We start from the raw sequence: 13,925 nt of genomic DNA on the forward strand, positions 1-13,925 counted from the left end.
CGTTTTCCCAGGTAGAGAGCCTGCCCGTCCGAGAAGTCAGATGAATTCGCTGCTCAGTTAGTACAACCGTTTGCAGCCGACCCGCTACCGTGGCGGAGCGGTGGAGTCCCTGATCACCAGGCGCGTCTCCAGCGAGGTGGTGGCCGTGACCTCCTGGATGAGCAGATCCACGGCGAGCCGGCCGGCCGCGGCGGTGGGCATGGCGACAGTGGTGAGCTTGGGGCGGTTCAGCCGTCCGGAGACGATGTCGTCGATCCCGACCACGCTGACGTCCCGCGGCACGCTCAGCCCCAGGTCACCGAGCCCCTCGATGAGCCCGATCGCCACCAGGTCGTTGTAGGCGAGCACGCCGGTCGCCCCGGAGTCCCGCACCCGCCGCGCGGCGGCGAGCCCGCCCCGCTCGGTGGGCGCGTTGGGGCCGATGACGACCAGCTCGACACCCTCCACCTGTTCGGCGGCCGTACGGATCTCCGCACTGGTCCACGAGCCGGCCGGGCCCGACACGAGCGCCACGCGGCGGTGCCCGAGCCCGGTCAGGTGCTCGACCGCCAGCCTGGCCCCGTGGCCGACGTCCATCAGGACCGTGGCGGCGCCGCGCAGCCGCCGGTTGATCACCACGAACGGCACCCGCGCGGCCAGCCGTTCCAGCGCCTTGTTGGACGAGCGCGGGCTGCACAGCACCAGGCCGTCCACCTGTTTGGAGAACGCCTGCACCAGCTCCTCCTCGGTGGCCGCCTCCTCGTCGGTGTCGGCCACGAACAAGTGATAGTCGCGCTGCCGGGCCGCCGAGTGGGCCGCCTTGATCAGCGGGGGGAAGAACGGATTGGCGATGTCGGCCACGATCAGGCCGAGGTTGTGGGTGCGGCCCGTCGTGAGCGCCCTGGCCGCCCGGTTGGGGCGGTATCCCAGCTCCTCGGCCACCTTGAGCACCCTGGTACGGGTGGCCGCGTTCACCATGTGCGGTGCGGAGAACGTCCGCGACACGGTCGATACATGGACACCGGAAGCCCGGGCCACATCACGAATCGTCACTGTCACAGTCGCCCACCCTAACGCAACCGCTTGCAGAATCTCTGAGTACCATGAAAGCGCTTGCCGCGCCCCTGCCTCAGAAAACCCCTGTTCCAGCGCGGGGGGCGAAATCACCTCTTGACGACCTCGCCCTGAGGACACAAAGGTTTAGTGCAACTGTTTGCAGTCTTGAAGGAGCCCCCACGGTGAGCAGAGTCCTCGTCACCGGAAGCGCAGGACGCCTCGGCCGTAGCGTGGTCACCACGCTCGCGGCGGCCGGGCACGAGGTCATCGGCGTCGACCGAACGCCCGGCACGCCATCCGAGGCCGCGACGGCCTTACCGGCCGATCTCACGGACACGGGCGAGACCTTCGAGGTCATCGCCAGGTTCCGGCCCGAGACCGTGATCCATCTGGCCGCGATCGCGACCCCGTTCAGCCTCCCGGAATCGGTGATCTTCAAGGTCAACACCCAGCTCGCGTTCAACGTCTGCGAGGCGTCCGTCGCGCTGGGCGTGCCGGGCGTGGTGGTGGCCAGCAGCCCCACCGTCATCGGGTACGGCGCCCCCGGCGGCTGGGCGCCCGCGTACCTGCCGATCGACGAGGACCACCCGGTACGCCCGTGGAACGCGTACAACCTGTCCAAGGTCACGGCAGAGCAGACCATGAAGGCGTTCGCGCTGGCCGGGACGACCAAGATGGCCGCGATCAGGCCGTGCTTCGTCATCCCGCCCGAGGAGTGGGCGGGCGCGCCCACCCAGTCGGGCCACACGGTGCGTGAGCGCCTCGACCGGCCGGAGCTGGGCGGGGTCTCGCTGTTCAACTACATCGACGCCCGCGACTGCGCCGACATGATCACGGTGCTGGCCGCGGCGCTGCCCGAGCTGCCCAACGGCGAGGTGTTCTTCGCCGGGGCCGCGGACGCGCTGGCCCGCAAGCCGCTCGCCGACCTGCTGCCCCAGGTCGTGCCCGGCACCGAACCGTTCGCCGCCGGTCTCACCGGCACCACCCCCGCCTTCTCGATCACCAAGGCAGAGCGCCTGCTCGGCTGGCAGCCCAAGCGGAGCTGGCGTACCGAACTGAAGGAAGCTGAGTCAACTACCGCCGGCTGAGGCCGGTGGTTTGCTCTCACGGTCCCGTCTGGCTGAAGGGAGGCCGGTAGCGTGTGGCTGGTTGACAGCAGCCCAGCCCGCAGCGCCGCGTGCGGCGATGTTGCGGGCCGCGATGTGGTCGGCGTGCCCAGCGAGGCCACACCCGGTGCAGGCGAACCGGCCCCGCGCGGGCCGATTCGCTCTGGCGACGCACCCGCACTGCGGACAGGCCTGGGAGGTGTAGGCGGGGTCGACCAGGAGGAAGGCGATCCCGGCCCGCGCGGCCTTGTAGCGGGTGAACGCGATCATCTGGGCGAACGCCCAGCTGTGCAGGGTGCGCCGCTGGAACCGGTGAGCCCTTACCCGCCCGCGGATGCCCCGGAGATCTTCCAGGGCGATCCCGCGGCCGGTGCGTTCGGCTTCGCGCACCACGTGTGTCGAGAGCTGGTGGTTGAGGTCGGTCATCATCCGGTGCTCACGCCCGGCCAGGCGGCGCAGCACCCGCCGCGCCGCACTCGTGCCCTTCCTCTGCAACCGTCGGCGTTGCCGATGCCGCCGCTCCCGCAGCGTGCGGACATGGCCATTGCCGTTGATCGGACCGGCCAGGGCAGGGCCGGGCAGCACCGCACCATCGCTGGTGGCCGCCAGGTTCGCCACCCCTTGATCCACCCCCAGGAAGCCGTTGACCGGCTCGCGCACCCCGGGCCGGGGCAGGGTGATACTCACCTGCAGCAGCCAAACGCCGCGCCGAAAGATCAGGTCGGCCTCCCCGCGCGGCAGCGTGTCGACAGCCTTCAGGTCTTCCGGCCGGCCCGCGTAGGGGACGTGCAGGCGGCCGGTGGGAGTCCACAGCGACACGGTCCGGGCGTCACGGTTCCAGGTCATCAGGCGTGCGTCGTAGGGGACGGCGCCGTGCGGCCGAAAAATGTGAGCCCGCTTCTTGCTGGCGCGTCGGTTGGCATAGGCGCCGGCGACCCGGGCAATCGCCAGTACCGCTGCCTGCGCACCCAGCCCGGGAAGGTGGACGCGCGCCGCGTGGTAAGCCAGCCGGTGGAGCTCCAGCGCGGTGAAGATCTGATGCTGCCAGGCCAGACGAGAGACGAAGGTGGCCGCGTGGTTGGACGTCTCCACCGCTGCCTTGAGGGCATCGGCCTGATCCAGGGTGGGCGAGAGCCGCAGTTGCACCACCGACGGCAGACCCTGCCGCTTGATGGCCGAGCGGCGGATCGCCATCGCGCACCTCCCGTCACCGGAGTCCCGTCCATCGCGAATGTTACCGATTGTTATCACTCGTTTCCATACTGTTTCCGAAAGGAGGGTGGCGCTTCCACCGGTCCTGAAGGACCGGCTCTTCGCGCCACAACTCACATGAATCTGAGCGGTGTGCTGTTCTTCCCCGTGACCCCCTTCGACGCCGACGGCCGGCTCGCCGAGGAGGTGCTGGCCGAACACATCCGGCAGGGCATGGAGCACGGTCCCGGCGGCGTGTTCGTGGCGTGCGGCACCGGCGAGTTCTCGGCGCTGTCGGAGGCCGAGCACGCGCGGGCGGTGCGGGTGGCGGCCGAGGTCGTGGGCGGGCGGGTGCCGGTGTTCGCGGGCGCGGGCGGCCCGCTCGGCACGGCGCTGAACCAGGCGCGGGCGGCTCGCGAGGCGGGCGCCGACGGGCTGCTGCTCATGCCGCCGTACCTGGCCCAGGGGCCGGGGCACGGCTTCGCCGCCTACGTGGCCGCGGTGGCCGCGGAACTGCCGGTGATCGTCTACCAGCGGGGCTCCGTGGTGCTGGAGCCGGAGGCCGTGGTGGAGCTGGCCGGGATCTCCGGGGTGATCGGGCTCAAGGACGGCGTCGGCGACATCGACCGGATGCAGCGGATCGTGCTGGCGGTGCGGGAGGCGTACCCGGACTTCCTGTTCTTCAACGGGCTGCCGACGGCCGAGCTGACCATGCCCGCCTACCGGGGCATCGGCGTGGAGCTGTACTCCAGCGCGGTGTTCGCGTTCGCGCCGGAGATCGCGCTGGCCTATCTGAACGGTGACGAGCGGCTGCTCACCGGGTTCTACGCCCCGCTCGTACGGCTGCGCGGCAAGGTCCCCGGCTACCCGGTCGCCCTGGTCAAGGCCGGGGTACGGCTGCGCGGCCTGGACGTGGGCGCCGTCCGCCCGCCGCTGGTCGAGCCGACCGACGAGCACCTGGAGGAGCTGGAGGCGCTGATCAAGACGGGGCTGGAGCTGGCCGCGTCATGACGATCGCCGACCTGCGTACCTCGCTGCGGACGGCCCCGCTGCCGCGGCCCTGGGGCGCGGACGTGCCGGCCAACCACGTGGTCGTGTGCGAGGTCACGCTGGAGGACGGGCGGATCGGCACCGGGTTCTCGTGGACGCCGCAGATCGGGGCGCACGCCGTGCGGGCGCTGCTCGACCACGACCTGCGGGAGGCGCTGATCGGGCTGCCCGCGCACCCCGAGGTGGTGTGGGACCGGCTGTGGCGGCACCTGCGCGAGGCGGGGCCCGGCGGGATCACCACGATCGCGCTGGCCGGGATCGACCTGGCGCTGTGGGACCTGCGCTGCGGTGACAGCGGCCTGACCGACGTGCTGGGCCGCCGGCGTGACGAGGTCCCGGTCTACGGCAGCGGCGTCAACCTGCACTACCCGCTGGAGGAGCTGGTGGAGCAGGCGCGGCGCTGGGTGGCGGCCGGGTACCGGGGCGTCAAGATCAAGGTGGGCCGGCCCGACCTGGCGGAGGACGTGGCCAGGGTGGCCGCCGTGCGCGAGGTGATCGGGCCCGACCGGCTGCTGATGATCGACGCCAACCAGCGGTGGGACCTGCACCGGGCCAGGCGGGCTCTTTCCGCGTTGCGGGAGTTCGGGCTGCAATGGATCGAGGAGCCGCTGCCCGCCGACGACGTGGCCGCGCACGTGGAGCTGCGGCGCTCCATCGACGTGCCGGTGGCGGTCGGGGAGAACGTCTACACCACCTACGGCTTCCGTGACCTGCTCGCGGCCGGGGCGTGCGACATCGTCCAGCCGAACGTGGTGCGGGTCGGCGGGATCACGCCGTTCCTGCGGATCGTGGAGCTGGCCAGGACGTACGACGTGCCGGTCTATCCGCATCTGCTGAGCGAGGTGTCCGGGCAGCTCGCGCTGGCCCTGCCGCTGCCGGTCATGGCGGAGGACGTGGAGGACGCCTCGTTCGCGGCCCTCGGGCTGCTGGCGGAGCCGTACCCGGTGCAGATTTCCGACGGGGTCCTGCGGGCGGGCGCGCACGCGGGGCTCGGACTGAGGTGGTCGCGATGAAGGTGGTACTCGCTGGTGCGCACGGCCATGGGCGGCACCATCTGGGCAATCTGCGCAGGCTGGCCGACCAGGGGCTGATCGAGCTGGCCGGGATCTGCGACGTGGTGCCCGTCGAAGTGGACTTCGGCTCGCCGCTGCAGTCGCCCGACCTGGGCGAGCTGCTCGCGAAGACCGGCGCGGAGATCACGGTCATCTGCACGCCGATCCACACGCACGCCGACCTCGCGGTGACCGCTCTGCACGCGGGATCCCACGTGCTGCTGGAGAAGCCGCCCGCGGCGAGCCCTTCCGCGCACGCCCGGATCGCCGCGGCGGTGGCGGAGACGGGGCTGGCCTGCCAGGTCGGCTTCCAGTCGCTGGGCTCGGCGGCGGTCCCCGCGCTGCGCTCGCTGATCGCCGACGGCACCATCGGGCGCGTGCGCGGCATCGGCGGCGCGGGCGCCTGGGAGCGGCCCTCGTCCTACTTCACCCGGTCGGCCTGGTCGGGCAAGCGCCGGCTCGACGGCGTGGACGTGGTGGACGGCGCGCTGACGAACCCGTTCGCGCACGCCGTCGCGACCGCGCTCGCCCTGGTGGACAGCCCTGTCTCGGAGATCGAGGCCGAGCTCTACCACGCCCATCCGATCGAGTCGGACGACACGTCCTGCCTGCGGATCCGTCTCGACGACGGCTTCGTGATCACGATCGCGGTGACGCTCTGCGCGACCGGCCGGAGCGAGCCGTACCTGGTCGTGCACGGCGACGCGGGCCGCGCCACGCTCGTCTACACGCAGGACCGGCTCAAGGTCGAGCTGCCGGACGGCACGGTCACGACGACCGCGTACGAGCGCACCGACCTGCTGGAGAACCTCATCGACCATGTCCGCACGGGCGCCGAGCTGATGGTGCCGCTGTCCGCCACGGAGACGTTCACGCAGGTGCTGGACGCGGTGCGGCTGGCTCCCGAGCCGCTGCCGATCCCGGAGCGCTACCAGGACGTCAAGCGGGACGCCGCGTCGGGCGAGGTCACGCACCGGTTCCTGCCGGGTGTCGCCGACCTGACGGCCCGCAGCGCCGAGACGCTGTCGCTCTACTCGGAGCTGGACGTCCCCTGGACCCGGGTGGAGCTGCTGGCCTCCGGGCGGGCGGTGGCCTCGTACGAGCTGCGGCCCGACCTGCCGGCCACCGACTCCCCGCGGCCCTACCTCCACGGGGTGCGGACGCTGGGCGGCGTCGAGGTCACCGAGGTGCGTCCCGAGGACCACGTGCACCACCTCGGGGTCGGGGTGGCGATCTCCGACCTGGGCGGGGCGAACTTCTGGGGCGGCCGCACGTACGTCAAGGACCAGGGGCCCGCCTGGCTGGACGATCACGGCACGCAGCGGCACCTGTCGTTCTCCCGGCTCGACGACTCCGGCTTCGTCGAGCACCTGGAGTGGGCGGGGCCCGGCGGGCGGCTGGTGGCGCGCGAGGAGCGGACCGTCACGGCCCGGCCGTTCGGGGACTTCTGGGCGCTGGACTTCTCGTTCACGCTCACCAACCTCACCGGCGCGCCGCTGGAGGTCCGGAGCTCGGCCACCAAGGGGCGCGTGGGCGCGGGGTACGGCGGCTTCTTCTGGCGCGCCCCCGGCACCTCCACCGCCCGGATCGCGCTCCCCGGGGACGAGGAGGCCGTGCACGGCAGCCGCGACCCCTGGGTCGCCCTGTCCGGCACCACGCCGGAGGGGCGGGACTGGACGCTCGTCTTCGTGCAGTCGGACGGCGACCCGTGGTTCGTGCGGGTCGAGCACTATCCGGGGGTCGGGCAGGCGCTGGCCTGGGACCGGCCGCTCGTCGTCGAGGACACGCTGACCAGGCGGGTCGTGACGGCGGTGGTGGACGGCAGGCTCGACGCCGCCGCCGCGTCCGCGCTGGCGGACACGGTACGCGAGGCGACACCGGCCCTTCGGTAAGCCCTCACTCGGCGTTTCCTGGCGGTTACGCGTTCGGTGGCTAGGGTGCGTGATCTGTGACTTCTCCCGCCACTCTTGACACCCGGTCCGTGACCGCCAGGGACCCGTTCTTCGACAACGCCAAATACCTGGCCATCCTGCTCGTGGTGTGCGGTCACCTCATCGAGGACCAGCGGGACCACCCCATCGCCCACGCGCTCTACTTCTACGTCTACGTCTTCCACATGCCGCTGTTCATCGTGCTGAGCGGCTATCTGTCGCGCCGGTTCACGTTCTCGGCGGGGAAGGCGCGCAAGCTCATCTCCACGCTGGCGGTGCCGTACCTGATCTTCGAGGTGGCGTACTCGCTGCCGCGGCTGATCCTGTACGGGAAGTTCGAGCTGACCCTGCTGGACCCGTACTACCTGACCTGGTTCCTGCTGTCGTTGTTCCTGTGGCGGCTGTCGACGCCGGTGTGGCAGCAGCTCAGGTGGCCGCTGGCGGTCGCGGTCGTGCTGTCGCTGCTGACCGGGATGAGCGCGCTGCCCGACGAGCTGGCCATGAACCGGACGTTCGCGCTGCTGCCGTTCTACGTGCTCGGGCTGATGCTCAAGCCGGAGCACTTCGCGTGGCTGCGCAGGCCGTACATGCGGCTGACCGGCTTCCTGACGCTCGGGCTGGGGCTGGCGGCGGCGCTGCTCGTGCACGACCAGGTGCCGACGGAGTGGATCCGATGGCGGCTGTCCAACTCGGCGCTGCACGTGGACGACCTCACCGGCACGGCCGTGCGGCTGGGGCTGCTGGTGGCCGGGGCGGTGCTGGTGGCGGCGTTTCTCGCGGTGACCCCGGCGCGGCACACGTGGTTCAGCGATCTGGGCTCGGCCACCATGTACGCGTACCTGCTCCACGGGTTCGTGGTCAAGGTCGCCGAGCGGTTCGAGCTGGGCGTGCCTTTGTCGATCCTGCTCGGCGTGGCCGCCGCCACCCTGCTCTGCACGCCGCCGGTGCGCAAGCTCTTCCACTGGGCCGTGGAGCCGCGCATGTCCTGGGCCTTCACCCCGCTCCGCCGGCCGTGACACGGTGGCGGGTATGGCCATCGACTTCACCCTCGCTCCCGAGCACGAGGAGATCCGCAAGCGGGTCCGCGCCTTCATCCAGGGGACCGTCATTCCCGCCATGGAGGAGGTGAAGGAGGCCGACCGGGACGCCTACCTGCGTACGATCTTCCGGCTCCGCTCCCAGGCCAAGGCCGAGGGGCTGTGGCTGCCGCACATGCCGAAGGAGTGGGGCGGCATGGGGCTGGGCCACGTCGAGCTGGCCATGGTGCAGTCGGAGGCGGCCAAGACCCGCGTCGGGCCGTGGGTGCTCAACTGCATGGCCCCGGACGAGGGCAACATGCACACCCTCCTGCACTGGGCGACGGACGAGCAGAAGGAGAAGTACCTGCGGCCGCTGCTGGAGGGCACGCAGATGTCCTGCTTCGCCATGACGGAGCCGGAGGTGGCGGGCTCCGACCCCACCCTGATCCGCACCTCGGCCGTCCGGGACGGGGACGAGTGGCTGATCAACGGCCACAAATGGTTCATCTCCAACGCGCGCCGGGCCAACTTCGCGATCCTCATCGCGCGGACGGAGCCGGACGTGCCCGAGGGCTCGCGCGGCGCGAACACCGCCTTCCTCGTCGACCTCCCCGACCCGGGCTGGAACGACGTGCGCGAGGTCGAGACGATGCACGGCTCCACGGGCCACAGCGAGATCGTCATCACCGATCTCCGCGTGCCCGACAGCCAGATCCTGGGCGGTCGCGGCAACGGCCACCGCCTCGGCCAGTACCGCCTGGGCCCGGCCCGGCTCGCCCACTGCATGCGCTGGATCTCCCAGGCGGAGACGGCCCTGGACATGATGGTCGAGCGCGCGCTCAACCGCTACAGCCACGGCTCGCTGCTGGCCGAGAAGCAGGGCATCCAGTGGATGATCGCCGACTCGGCCATGGAGCTCTACCAGTGCAAGCTGATGGTCCTGCACGCCGCATCCAAGATCGACAAGGGTGAGGACTTCCGTACGGAGGTGTCGATGGCCAAGCACTTCGTGGCCAACAGCCTCAACCGGATCGTGGACCGGGCGATCCAGGTGCACGGCGCGCTCGGCTACTCGACGGACACGCCGCTGGCCGGCATGTTCCAGCACGCCCGCTGGGCCCGCTTCGCCGACGGCGCCGACGAGATCCACCAGATGCGCATCGCCGAACGCACCATCGCCGCCTACCGGGCCACCGGCTCCACCAACTCCGCCACCGGCGGCCTCCCCCTGTGACGGACGGTCGTCACCCGGGGCGGCTTCAGACGGTCGTCACCCGAGGAGCCGGCATCGTCACGATCTCCCGCTCGTAATAGGCCCGGAAGTCCTCCCCGGCCGCGAACAGCTTGTCGAGCTCGCCCCGGCACGCCGCGATCACATCAGGGTCGTCGATCCGCCTCGCGCCGCTGTGGGTCCCGCAGGCGTCGTACGTCACCTCGTACATGACGGACGACCCCAGCACGACGAGCTCCGGCAGGCGCCGGTCGATCTCGAGGTCGGACACCTCCGCCGCGTCGAGCACCCGCACCTGCTCGGCCACCCCCACCCGCAGCGCCAGCACGTGCATCTCCCACTGCAGGTACGGCGTGACGGGTTGCTCCACGATCCGGATCCGCCGGCAGGGATAGGCCCTGCTCCGGCCCTCGTCGCCCGTGCCGTCGACCAGCTTGAGTGAGCGTTCCCAGTCGCAGTCCATCATCGCCAGCCAGCTCGGCTCCCCGGCCTCGAAGCGCTGAATACGCTGGAGTTTCCAGAACACGTCATCAATGTTCCGGAAATTCGGCCAGAAATCGTCAAGATATCCGTCCGCACTTAGCAAGACTCCCGATATCTCGTGAATGCGCTCAAGCATATGACGACCGTACCCATCAGATTCGCGGCACGAACCCGTGAGCAGCGGCTACGCTGGCCGGAATGCTCACACAATTGATCGTCCTGCGCGGCAACTCCGGCTCGGGCAAGACGAGCGTCGCCCGAGCCTTCCGCAAGGCGTACGGCAGGCGCGGCCTCGCGGTGGTGAGCCAGGACGTGCTGCGCCGCGACATCCTCCGCGAACTCGACGTCCCGGACGGCGTCAACATCGGCCTCATCGACACCGTCACCCGCTACGCGCTCGACCACGGCCACCACGTCATCCTCGAGGGCATCCTCACGGCCGGCAGGTACGCCCCGATGCTCCAGTCCCTGCGCGAGGACTTCCCCGGCCGCAGCCGCTTCTTCTACCTCGACATCCCCTTCGAGGAAACGCTCCGCCGCCACGCCACCCGCCCGCAGAGCGCGGAGTTCGGCCCGGACATGATGCGCGAATGGTATATCGAGCGGGACCTGCTGCCCGGCGGCTACGAAACCGTCATCGATCAGAGCAGCTCGCTCGATGAAACGGTACGACGGCTGCTATCCGAAACACTCGAATACACAGAAACCAGCAATTACCAGAAACCCACTCGAACCCCAGCAAATCACCTCATCGACTAATGGCTTATACGCCTGTGCCTATCCTCTGAGACGGGCGTAGGCCGCGGGTGGCATCCCGACCGCGGCGGTGAAGTCGCGGGTCAAGTGAGCCTGGTCCGTATAGCCGAGTTCGACGGCCAACGTCGCGAGGTCCAGCCCTTCGTAGACCCGCTCCGCCGCCTCGTGCAGGCGGAAGCGGCGGATCACCCACTTGGGGCCGATGCCGACATAGTCCCGGAACAGCCGCTGCAACGAACGCACCGACCGCCCCGATCTGGCCGCCAGCTCATCGACCCTGGTCACGGAGACCTCGTTCTCGGCCATCTCCACCAGTGCCGCGACCTCTTCGGCCAGCGGATCCCGCTCCGGCCCCAGACTCAGCAGGAACCTCTCGACCAGCCCGATGGCGGCCCGGGCATCGGACTCGGCCAGAACCTGCTCGACCAGCGAGGCGCCCGCCGAGCCGTACATCTCGCCGATCTCCACGAAACGGTCGGTCAACTGCGACACCGGACCGCCGAGAAACGGCCGGAAACCGCCCGGACGGAAGCGCGTGCCGAGCACGCGGCCGCTGCCCCGCATGGTGTACGAGAACCCGCCCTTGATCACTCCCGCGAACTGATGGAAGTCCGTGGTGATCGTCATGTTCACGGTGGGGTGCGAGACGATGCGCTGTTCGTACGGCTCGGCGAGGTCGGTCCACGTGACGACCCAGAAGTGCTCCACAAACGTCGCAATCTCCGCCGATGGCGCCTGTCTGAAGAAATCGAAGGCGTCGAGCCCCGCGTACGGGTCGACCCAGCCGCGCTGTCGCGTTTCTACAAGCCGCGCCTGGGTCAGGCGGGGCATCATGGCTGCCATGGACGACATGATGCCGCTGATGACGCGCGCCACCGAACGGACCGCGGGATTGGTCCGCGCGGTGCGGCCCGAACAGTTCGGTTCCCGTACGCCCTGCGCGAAGTTCGACGTCAAGGACCTGATCAACCACCTCGAGTGGGTGGCGGACCTGTTCGAGTCGCTGGGCCGCCAGGGGGAGAGAATCGAGCAGGAACCGTACGCGGGCGACTTCCCCGAGCGCGCGGAGCGCACGCTGGCCGCCTGGTCCCGCCCCGAGGCGTGGGAGGGCACCAGCCCCGCCATGGGCCTGCCGATGACCACGCTGGCCCACATGTACCTCGTCGACATGGTCGTACACGGCTGGGACCTGGCCAGAGCCACCGGCCAGGACTACGAGCCGGACGCTGAGACCGTCTCGCGGGCGCTCCACTTCACCGACCAGATGGCGGAGATGGGCCGGCAACGCGGCGCCTTCGGCCCACCGGTAGACGTGCCGGACAGCGCCCCGCAATTCGACCGCCTCCTCGGCATCATCGGCCGCAACCCAGCCTGGACCCCGTAAACCGCACCACCCTCGACGAGCCGCCGTCACAACGAAGGGAGACACACCGATCCCCCCGCCCGCCGAACCAATCCGAACGCGGCGATCCCCCTCTCACCGAACGAACCGGCACGCGGCGACCCTCCTCCCGCCGAACCAAACCCGAGCACGGCGACCCCCCTCCCGCCGAATCACACCCGGACACCGAATCACCCCTGGATGCCGATGCCGAGGCCGCTGCTCCTCCCCCCGGCGTGTGCTCCCCGAGGCGCCGTCCACCTCCCTCCCCGTGCGGCCGCCTGGCCCCAGCATCCTGCCGAGCGCCTGGACACCAGGCGTTGGACACCCGATTCGGGACGATGGACGAGATAGCGCTGCAGCACCGGGTGCCAGCGGTTGGCGGGCAGGTTCCGAAGCGCCGCGACGGCCAGGCAGTACTTGCTCACGGTGACCGGCCGCACCCCCAGCCCGCGCAGGACCTTGTCCACCAGCGCCTTCCCGTCGGCGGACTTCGACTCCAGCAGCACCAGGTCGCGGCGCGCCGGTGCGCTGGAGCGCCCGTCGTGGCAGAGCAGGCCCGTGTCGCAGGTGAGCCTGGCCGCGCCCGAGGGGTCGATGAAGGTCACCCGCTTGTAGTCGGTGGACAGCACCGGCCCCAGCGTCTCCGGGGCGATGAGGTGTAGCTCGGCGAGAAGGGTGTCGCGCACGAAGTCGAACGCCTCCCGGGTGAGCGTCCGGCTCGGCGCGTCGTCGTACGGGATGCGGTGCTTGTCGGTGCTGCCACGGGTGCCGTTGAGCTTGAGCTCCAGCCACCGGCCGCCCCCGTCCAGGTAGGTGCGGGTGCGCAGCTTGAACCTGCGCCGCCGACCCTGCCGGTGCTGGTGGAAGGTGAGCAGGTCAGGCGTGTCGAAGTAGGTCGACGTGTAGCGGAACTGGCGTCTTGCCCCGATGCGCAGCACGGCGAACCGGTCTCCCAGCTCGGCCGCGAGTGCCGCCATGGTGGCGGCCGGCACGATGTATTTGCGATCGACCCGGCTCATCAGCTCCGGCACGTCCTCGAGCCCGATCGGCGCCACCTCGGCCGCGATCCCGGCCAGCAGCACATCCGCGTCCAACTCACCCATCACCACACCTCCACCACCTTCTGCATGACTCCGGCTCACGGGGTTCAGCGGACGCCGGCCCGTTGGGGAGGGGCCACGTAGCGGACGTCGACCACCGTTGTGTCGCGGACGTAGTCGATCTGGGTGACCACGTAGTGGAGGACGTGTGCCCGCAGGCGGCTCTCCAGGTCGACCCGGAGCAGGTCCGGGTCCGAGTGGACGACGTCCAGGGTGATGACCTGGTGGCGGGTGCGGCCGAGCAGGGCCGGGTGGTCGGCGACGTACATCACCACCAGCAGGACGCCGTCCAGCAGCAGGGCGGTCAGCGGCCACGCGCCCGCGACGCCGTTGACCAGGCCCAGCACGATGGCGATGAAGTAGTAGGCGATCTCCTGCTGGGTGATCTCGCTGGAGCGGAGGCGGATGATCGACAGGACGCCGAACAGGCCGAAGCCGACGGCGACGTCGACGCGCTGGACGAGCAGGAGCGAGACCACCGCGAAGATGCCCACGTTGAGTGCCACGTAGGCGAAGAGCAGGTCACGTCGATGATGTCGCCGGTAGTAGAGGCCATAGGCCAGGGCGACGATCGACGCGAGATCCAT

General features: G+C 70.2%; 14 protein-coding genes. 8 read left to right on the top strand and 6 right to left on the bottom strand.

What is annotated here, in order from left to right; all coding sequences use genetic code 11:
- Window positions 1–84 precede the first annotated feature (84 nt).
- A complete protein-coding gene (locus tag ACWDRB_RS34760; protein WP_449900879.1) occupies window positions 85–1,038 on the bottom strand; it encodes a LacI family DNA-binding transcriptional regulator in 954 nt (317 codons plus the stop codon).
- A gap of 179 nt (window positions 1,039–1,217) precedes the next feature.
- Between ACWDRB_RS34760 and ACWDRB_RS34765 the strand changes: the two genes are divergently transcribed.
- Window positions 1,218–2,123: an NAD-dependent epimerase/dehydratase family protein gene (locus tag ACWDRB_RS34765; protein ID WP_449900882.1), complete on the top strand. Its 906-nt coding sequence runs from the start codon at window positions 1,218–1,220 to the stop codon at window positions 2,121–2,123.
- Here the strand turns inward: ACWDRB_RS34765 and ACWDRB_RS34770 are convergent.
- Complete coding sequence (locus ACWDRB_RS34770; protein WP_449900884.1) at window positions 2,106–3,335, bottom strand: RNA-guided endonuclease InsQ/TnpB family protein; 1,230 nt, start codon at window positions 3,333–3,335, stop codon at window positions 2,106–2,108. The two genes, ACWDRB_RS34765 and ACWDRB_RS34770, sit on opposite strands and share 18 nt — an antisense overlap.
- A 135-nt stretch (window positions 3,336–3,470) precedes the next feature.
- Between ACWDRB_RS34770 and ACWDRB_RS34775 the strand changes: the two genes are divergently transcribed.
- From ACWDRB_RS34775 to ACWDRB_RS34795, 5 genes are read left to right on the top strand one after another with little or no spacing between them, the layout of a single operon-like run.
- The gene (locus ACWDRB_RS34775; protein ID WP_449900886.1) at window positions 3,471–4,343 is read left to right on the top strand and encodes a 5-dehydro-4-deoxyglucarate dehydratase; all 873 of its coding nucleotides are present in this window, start codon (window positions 3,471–3,473) and stop codon (window positions 4,341–4,343) included.
- A complete protein-coding gene (locus ACWDRB_RS34780; RefSeq protein ID WP_449900889.1) occupies window positions 4,340–5,395 on the top strand; it encodes a mandelate racemase/muconate lactonizing enzyme family protein in 1,056 nt (351 codons plus the stop codon). Before ACWDRB_RS34775 ends, ACWDRB_RS34780 begins: the two co-directional genes overlap by 4 nt.
- On the top strand, window positions 5,392–7,326 hold the full coding sequence (locus ACWDRB_RS34785; RefSeq protein WP_449900892.1) for a DUF6807 family protein: 1,935 nt from the start codon (window positions 5,392–5,394) through the stop codon (window positions 7,324–7,326). The genes ACWDRB_RS34780 and ACWDRB_RS34785 overlap by 4 nt, the downstream gene beginning before the upstream one ends.
- A 56-nt stretch (window positions 7,327–7,382) precedes the next feature.
- The gene (locus tag ACWDRB_RS34790; protein WP_449900895.1) at window positions 7,383–8,381 is read left to right on the top strand and encodes an acyltransferase family protein; all 999 of its coding nucleotides are present in this window, start codon (window positions 7,383–7,385) and stop codon (window positions 8,379–8,381) included.
- Between the two features lie 13 nt (window positions 8,382–8,394).
- Complete coding sequence (locus tag ACWDRB_RS34795) at window positions 8,395–9,618, top strand: acyl-CoA dehydrogenase family protein (RefSeq protein ID WP_449900897.1); 1,224 nt, start codon at window positions 8,395–8,397, stop codon at window positions 9,616–9,618.
- Window positions 9,619–9,643: 25 nt separating this feature from the next.
- Here ACWDRB_RS34795 and ACWDRB_RS34800 read toward each other — a convergent pair whose 3' ends face one another.
- Window positions 9,644–10,234 carry a DUF6879 family protein gene (locus tag ACWDRB_RS34800; RefSeq protein WP_449900899.1) on the bottom strand — a complete coding sequence of 197 codons (591 nt, stop codon included), beginning with the start codon at window positions 10,232–10,234 and terminating at the stop codon, window positions 9,644–9,646.
- Window positions 10,235–10,296: 62 nt separating this feature from the next.
- On the opposite strand from ACWDRB_RS34800, the gene ACWDRB_RS34805 reads away from it, so the two are divergent.
- Window positions 10,297–10,857: a kinase gene (locus ACWDRB_RS34805; protein ID WP_449900901.1), complete on the top strand. Its 561-nt coding sequence runs from the start codon at window positions 10,297–10,299 to the stop codon at window positions 10,855–10,857.
- Window positions 10,858–10,875: 18 nt separating this feature from the next.
- Here the strand turns inward: ACWDRB_RS34805 and ACWDRB_RS34810 are convergent, their stop codons facing one another.
- Window positions 10,876–11,730, bottom strand: coding sequence for a helix-turn-helix domain-containing protein (locus ACWDRB_RS34810; RefSeq protein WP_363962660.1), 855 nt, complete (start codon window positions 11,728–11,730; stop codon window positions 10,876–10,878).
- On the opposite strand from ACWDRB_RS34810, the gene ACWDRB_RS34815 reads away from it, so the two are divergent.
- Window positions 11,696–12,238, top strand: a complete 543-nt coding sequence (locus tag ACWDRB_RS34815) for a TIGR03086 family metal-binding protein (protein ID WP_449900903.1) — start codon at window positions 11,696–11,698, stop codon at window positions 12,236–12,238. The two genes, ACWDRB_RS34810 and ACWDRB_RS34815, sit on opposite strands and share 35 nt — an antisense overlap.
- A 188-nt stretch (window positions 12,239–12,426) precedes the next feature.
- Here ACWDRB_RS34815 and ACWDRB_RS34820 read toward each other — a convergent pair whose 3' ends face one another.
- Together ACWDRB_RS34820 and ACWDRB_RS34825 are read right to left on the bottom strand one after the other, a co-directional pair.
- On the bottom strand, window positions 12,427–13,341 hold the full coding sequence (locus ACWDRB_RS34820; protein ID WP_449900905.1) for a polyphosphate polymerase domain-containing protein: 915 nt from the start codon (window positions 13,339–13,341) through the stop codon (window positions 12,427–12,429).
- Between the two features lie 44 nt (window positions 13,342–13,385).
- Window positions 13,386–13,925: a DUF4956 domain-containing protein gene (locus tag ACWDRB_RS34825; RefSeq protein WP_449901017.1), complete on the bottom strand. Its 540-nt coding sequence runs from the start codon at window positions 13,923–13,925 to the stop codon at window positions 13,386–13,388.

The sequence above is a fragment of the Nonomuraea sp. NPDC003707 genome (assembly GCF_053587055.1).

Coding starts and splice junctions, on each gene's coding strand:
- ACWDRB_RS34800 (WP_449900899.1), bottom strand. CDS start 10,234: ATGCTTGAGCGCATTCACGAGATATCGGGAGTCTTGCTAAGTGCGGAC.
- ACWDRB_RS34775 (WP_449900886.1), top strand. CDS start 3,471: ATGAATCTGAGCGGTGTGCTGTTCTTCCCCGTGACCCCCTTCGACGCC.
- ACWDRB_RS34805 (WP_449900901.1), top strand. CDS start 10,297: ATGCTCACACAATTGATCGTCCTGCGCGGCAACTCCGGCTCGGGCAAG.
- ACWDRB_RS34795 (WP_449900897.1), top strand. CDS start 8,395: ATGGCCATCGACTTCACCCTCGCTCCCGAGCACGAGGAGATCCGCAAG.
- ACWDRB_RS34770 (WP_449900884.1), bottom strand. CDS start 3,335: ATGGCGATCCGCCGCTCGGCCATCAAGCGGCAGGGTCTGCCGTCGGTG.
- ACWDRB_RS34780 (WP_449900889.1), top strand. CDS start 4,340: ATGACGATCGCCGACCTGCGTACCTCGCTGCGGACGGCCCCGCTGCCG.
- ACWDRB_RS34825 (WP_449901017.1), bottom strand. CDS start 13,925: ATGGATCTCGCGTCGATCGTCGCCCTGGCCTATGGCCTCTACTACCGG.
- ACWDRB_RS34785 (WP_449900892.1), top strand. CDS start 5,392: ATGAAGGTGGTACTCGCTGGTGCGCACGGCCATGGGCGGCACCATCTG.
- ACWDRB_RS34820 (WP_449900905.1), bottom strand. CDS start 13,341: ATGGGTGAGTTGGACGCGGATGTGCTGCTGGCCGGGATCGCGGCCGAG.
- ACWDRB_RS34815 (WP_449900903.1), top strand. CDS start 11,696: ATGGACGACATGATGCCGCTGATGACGCGCGCCACCGAACGGACCGCG.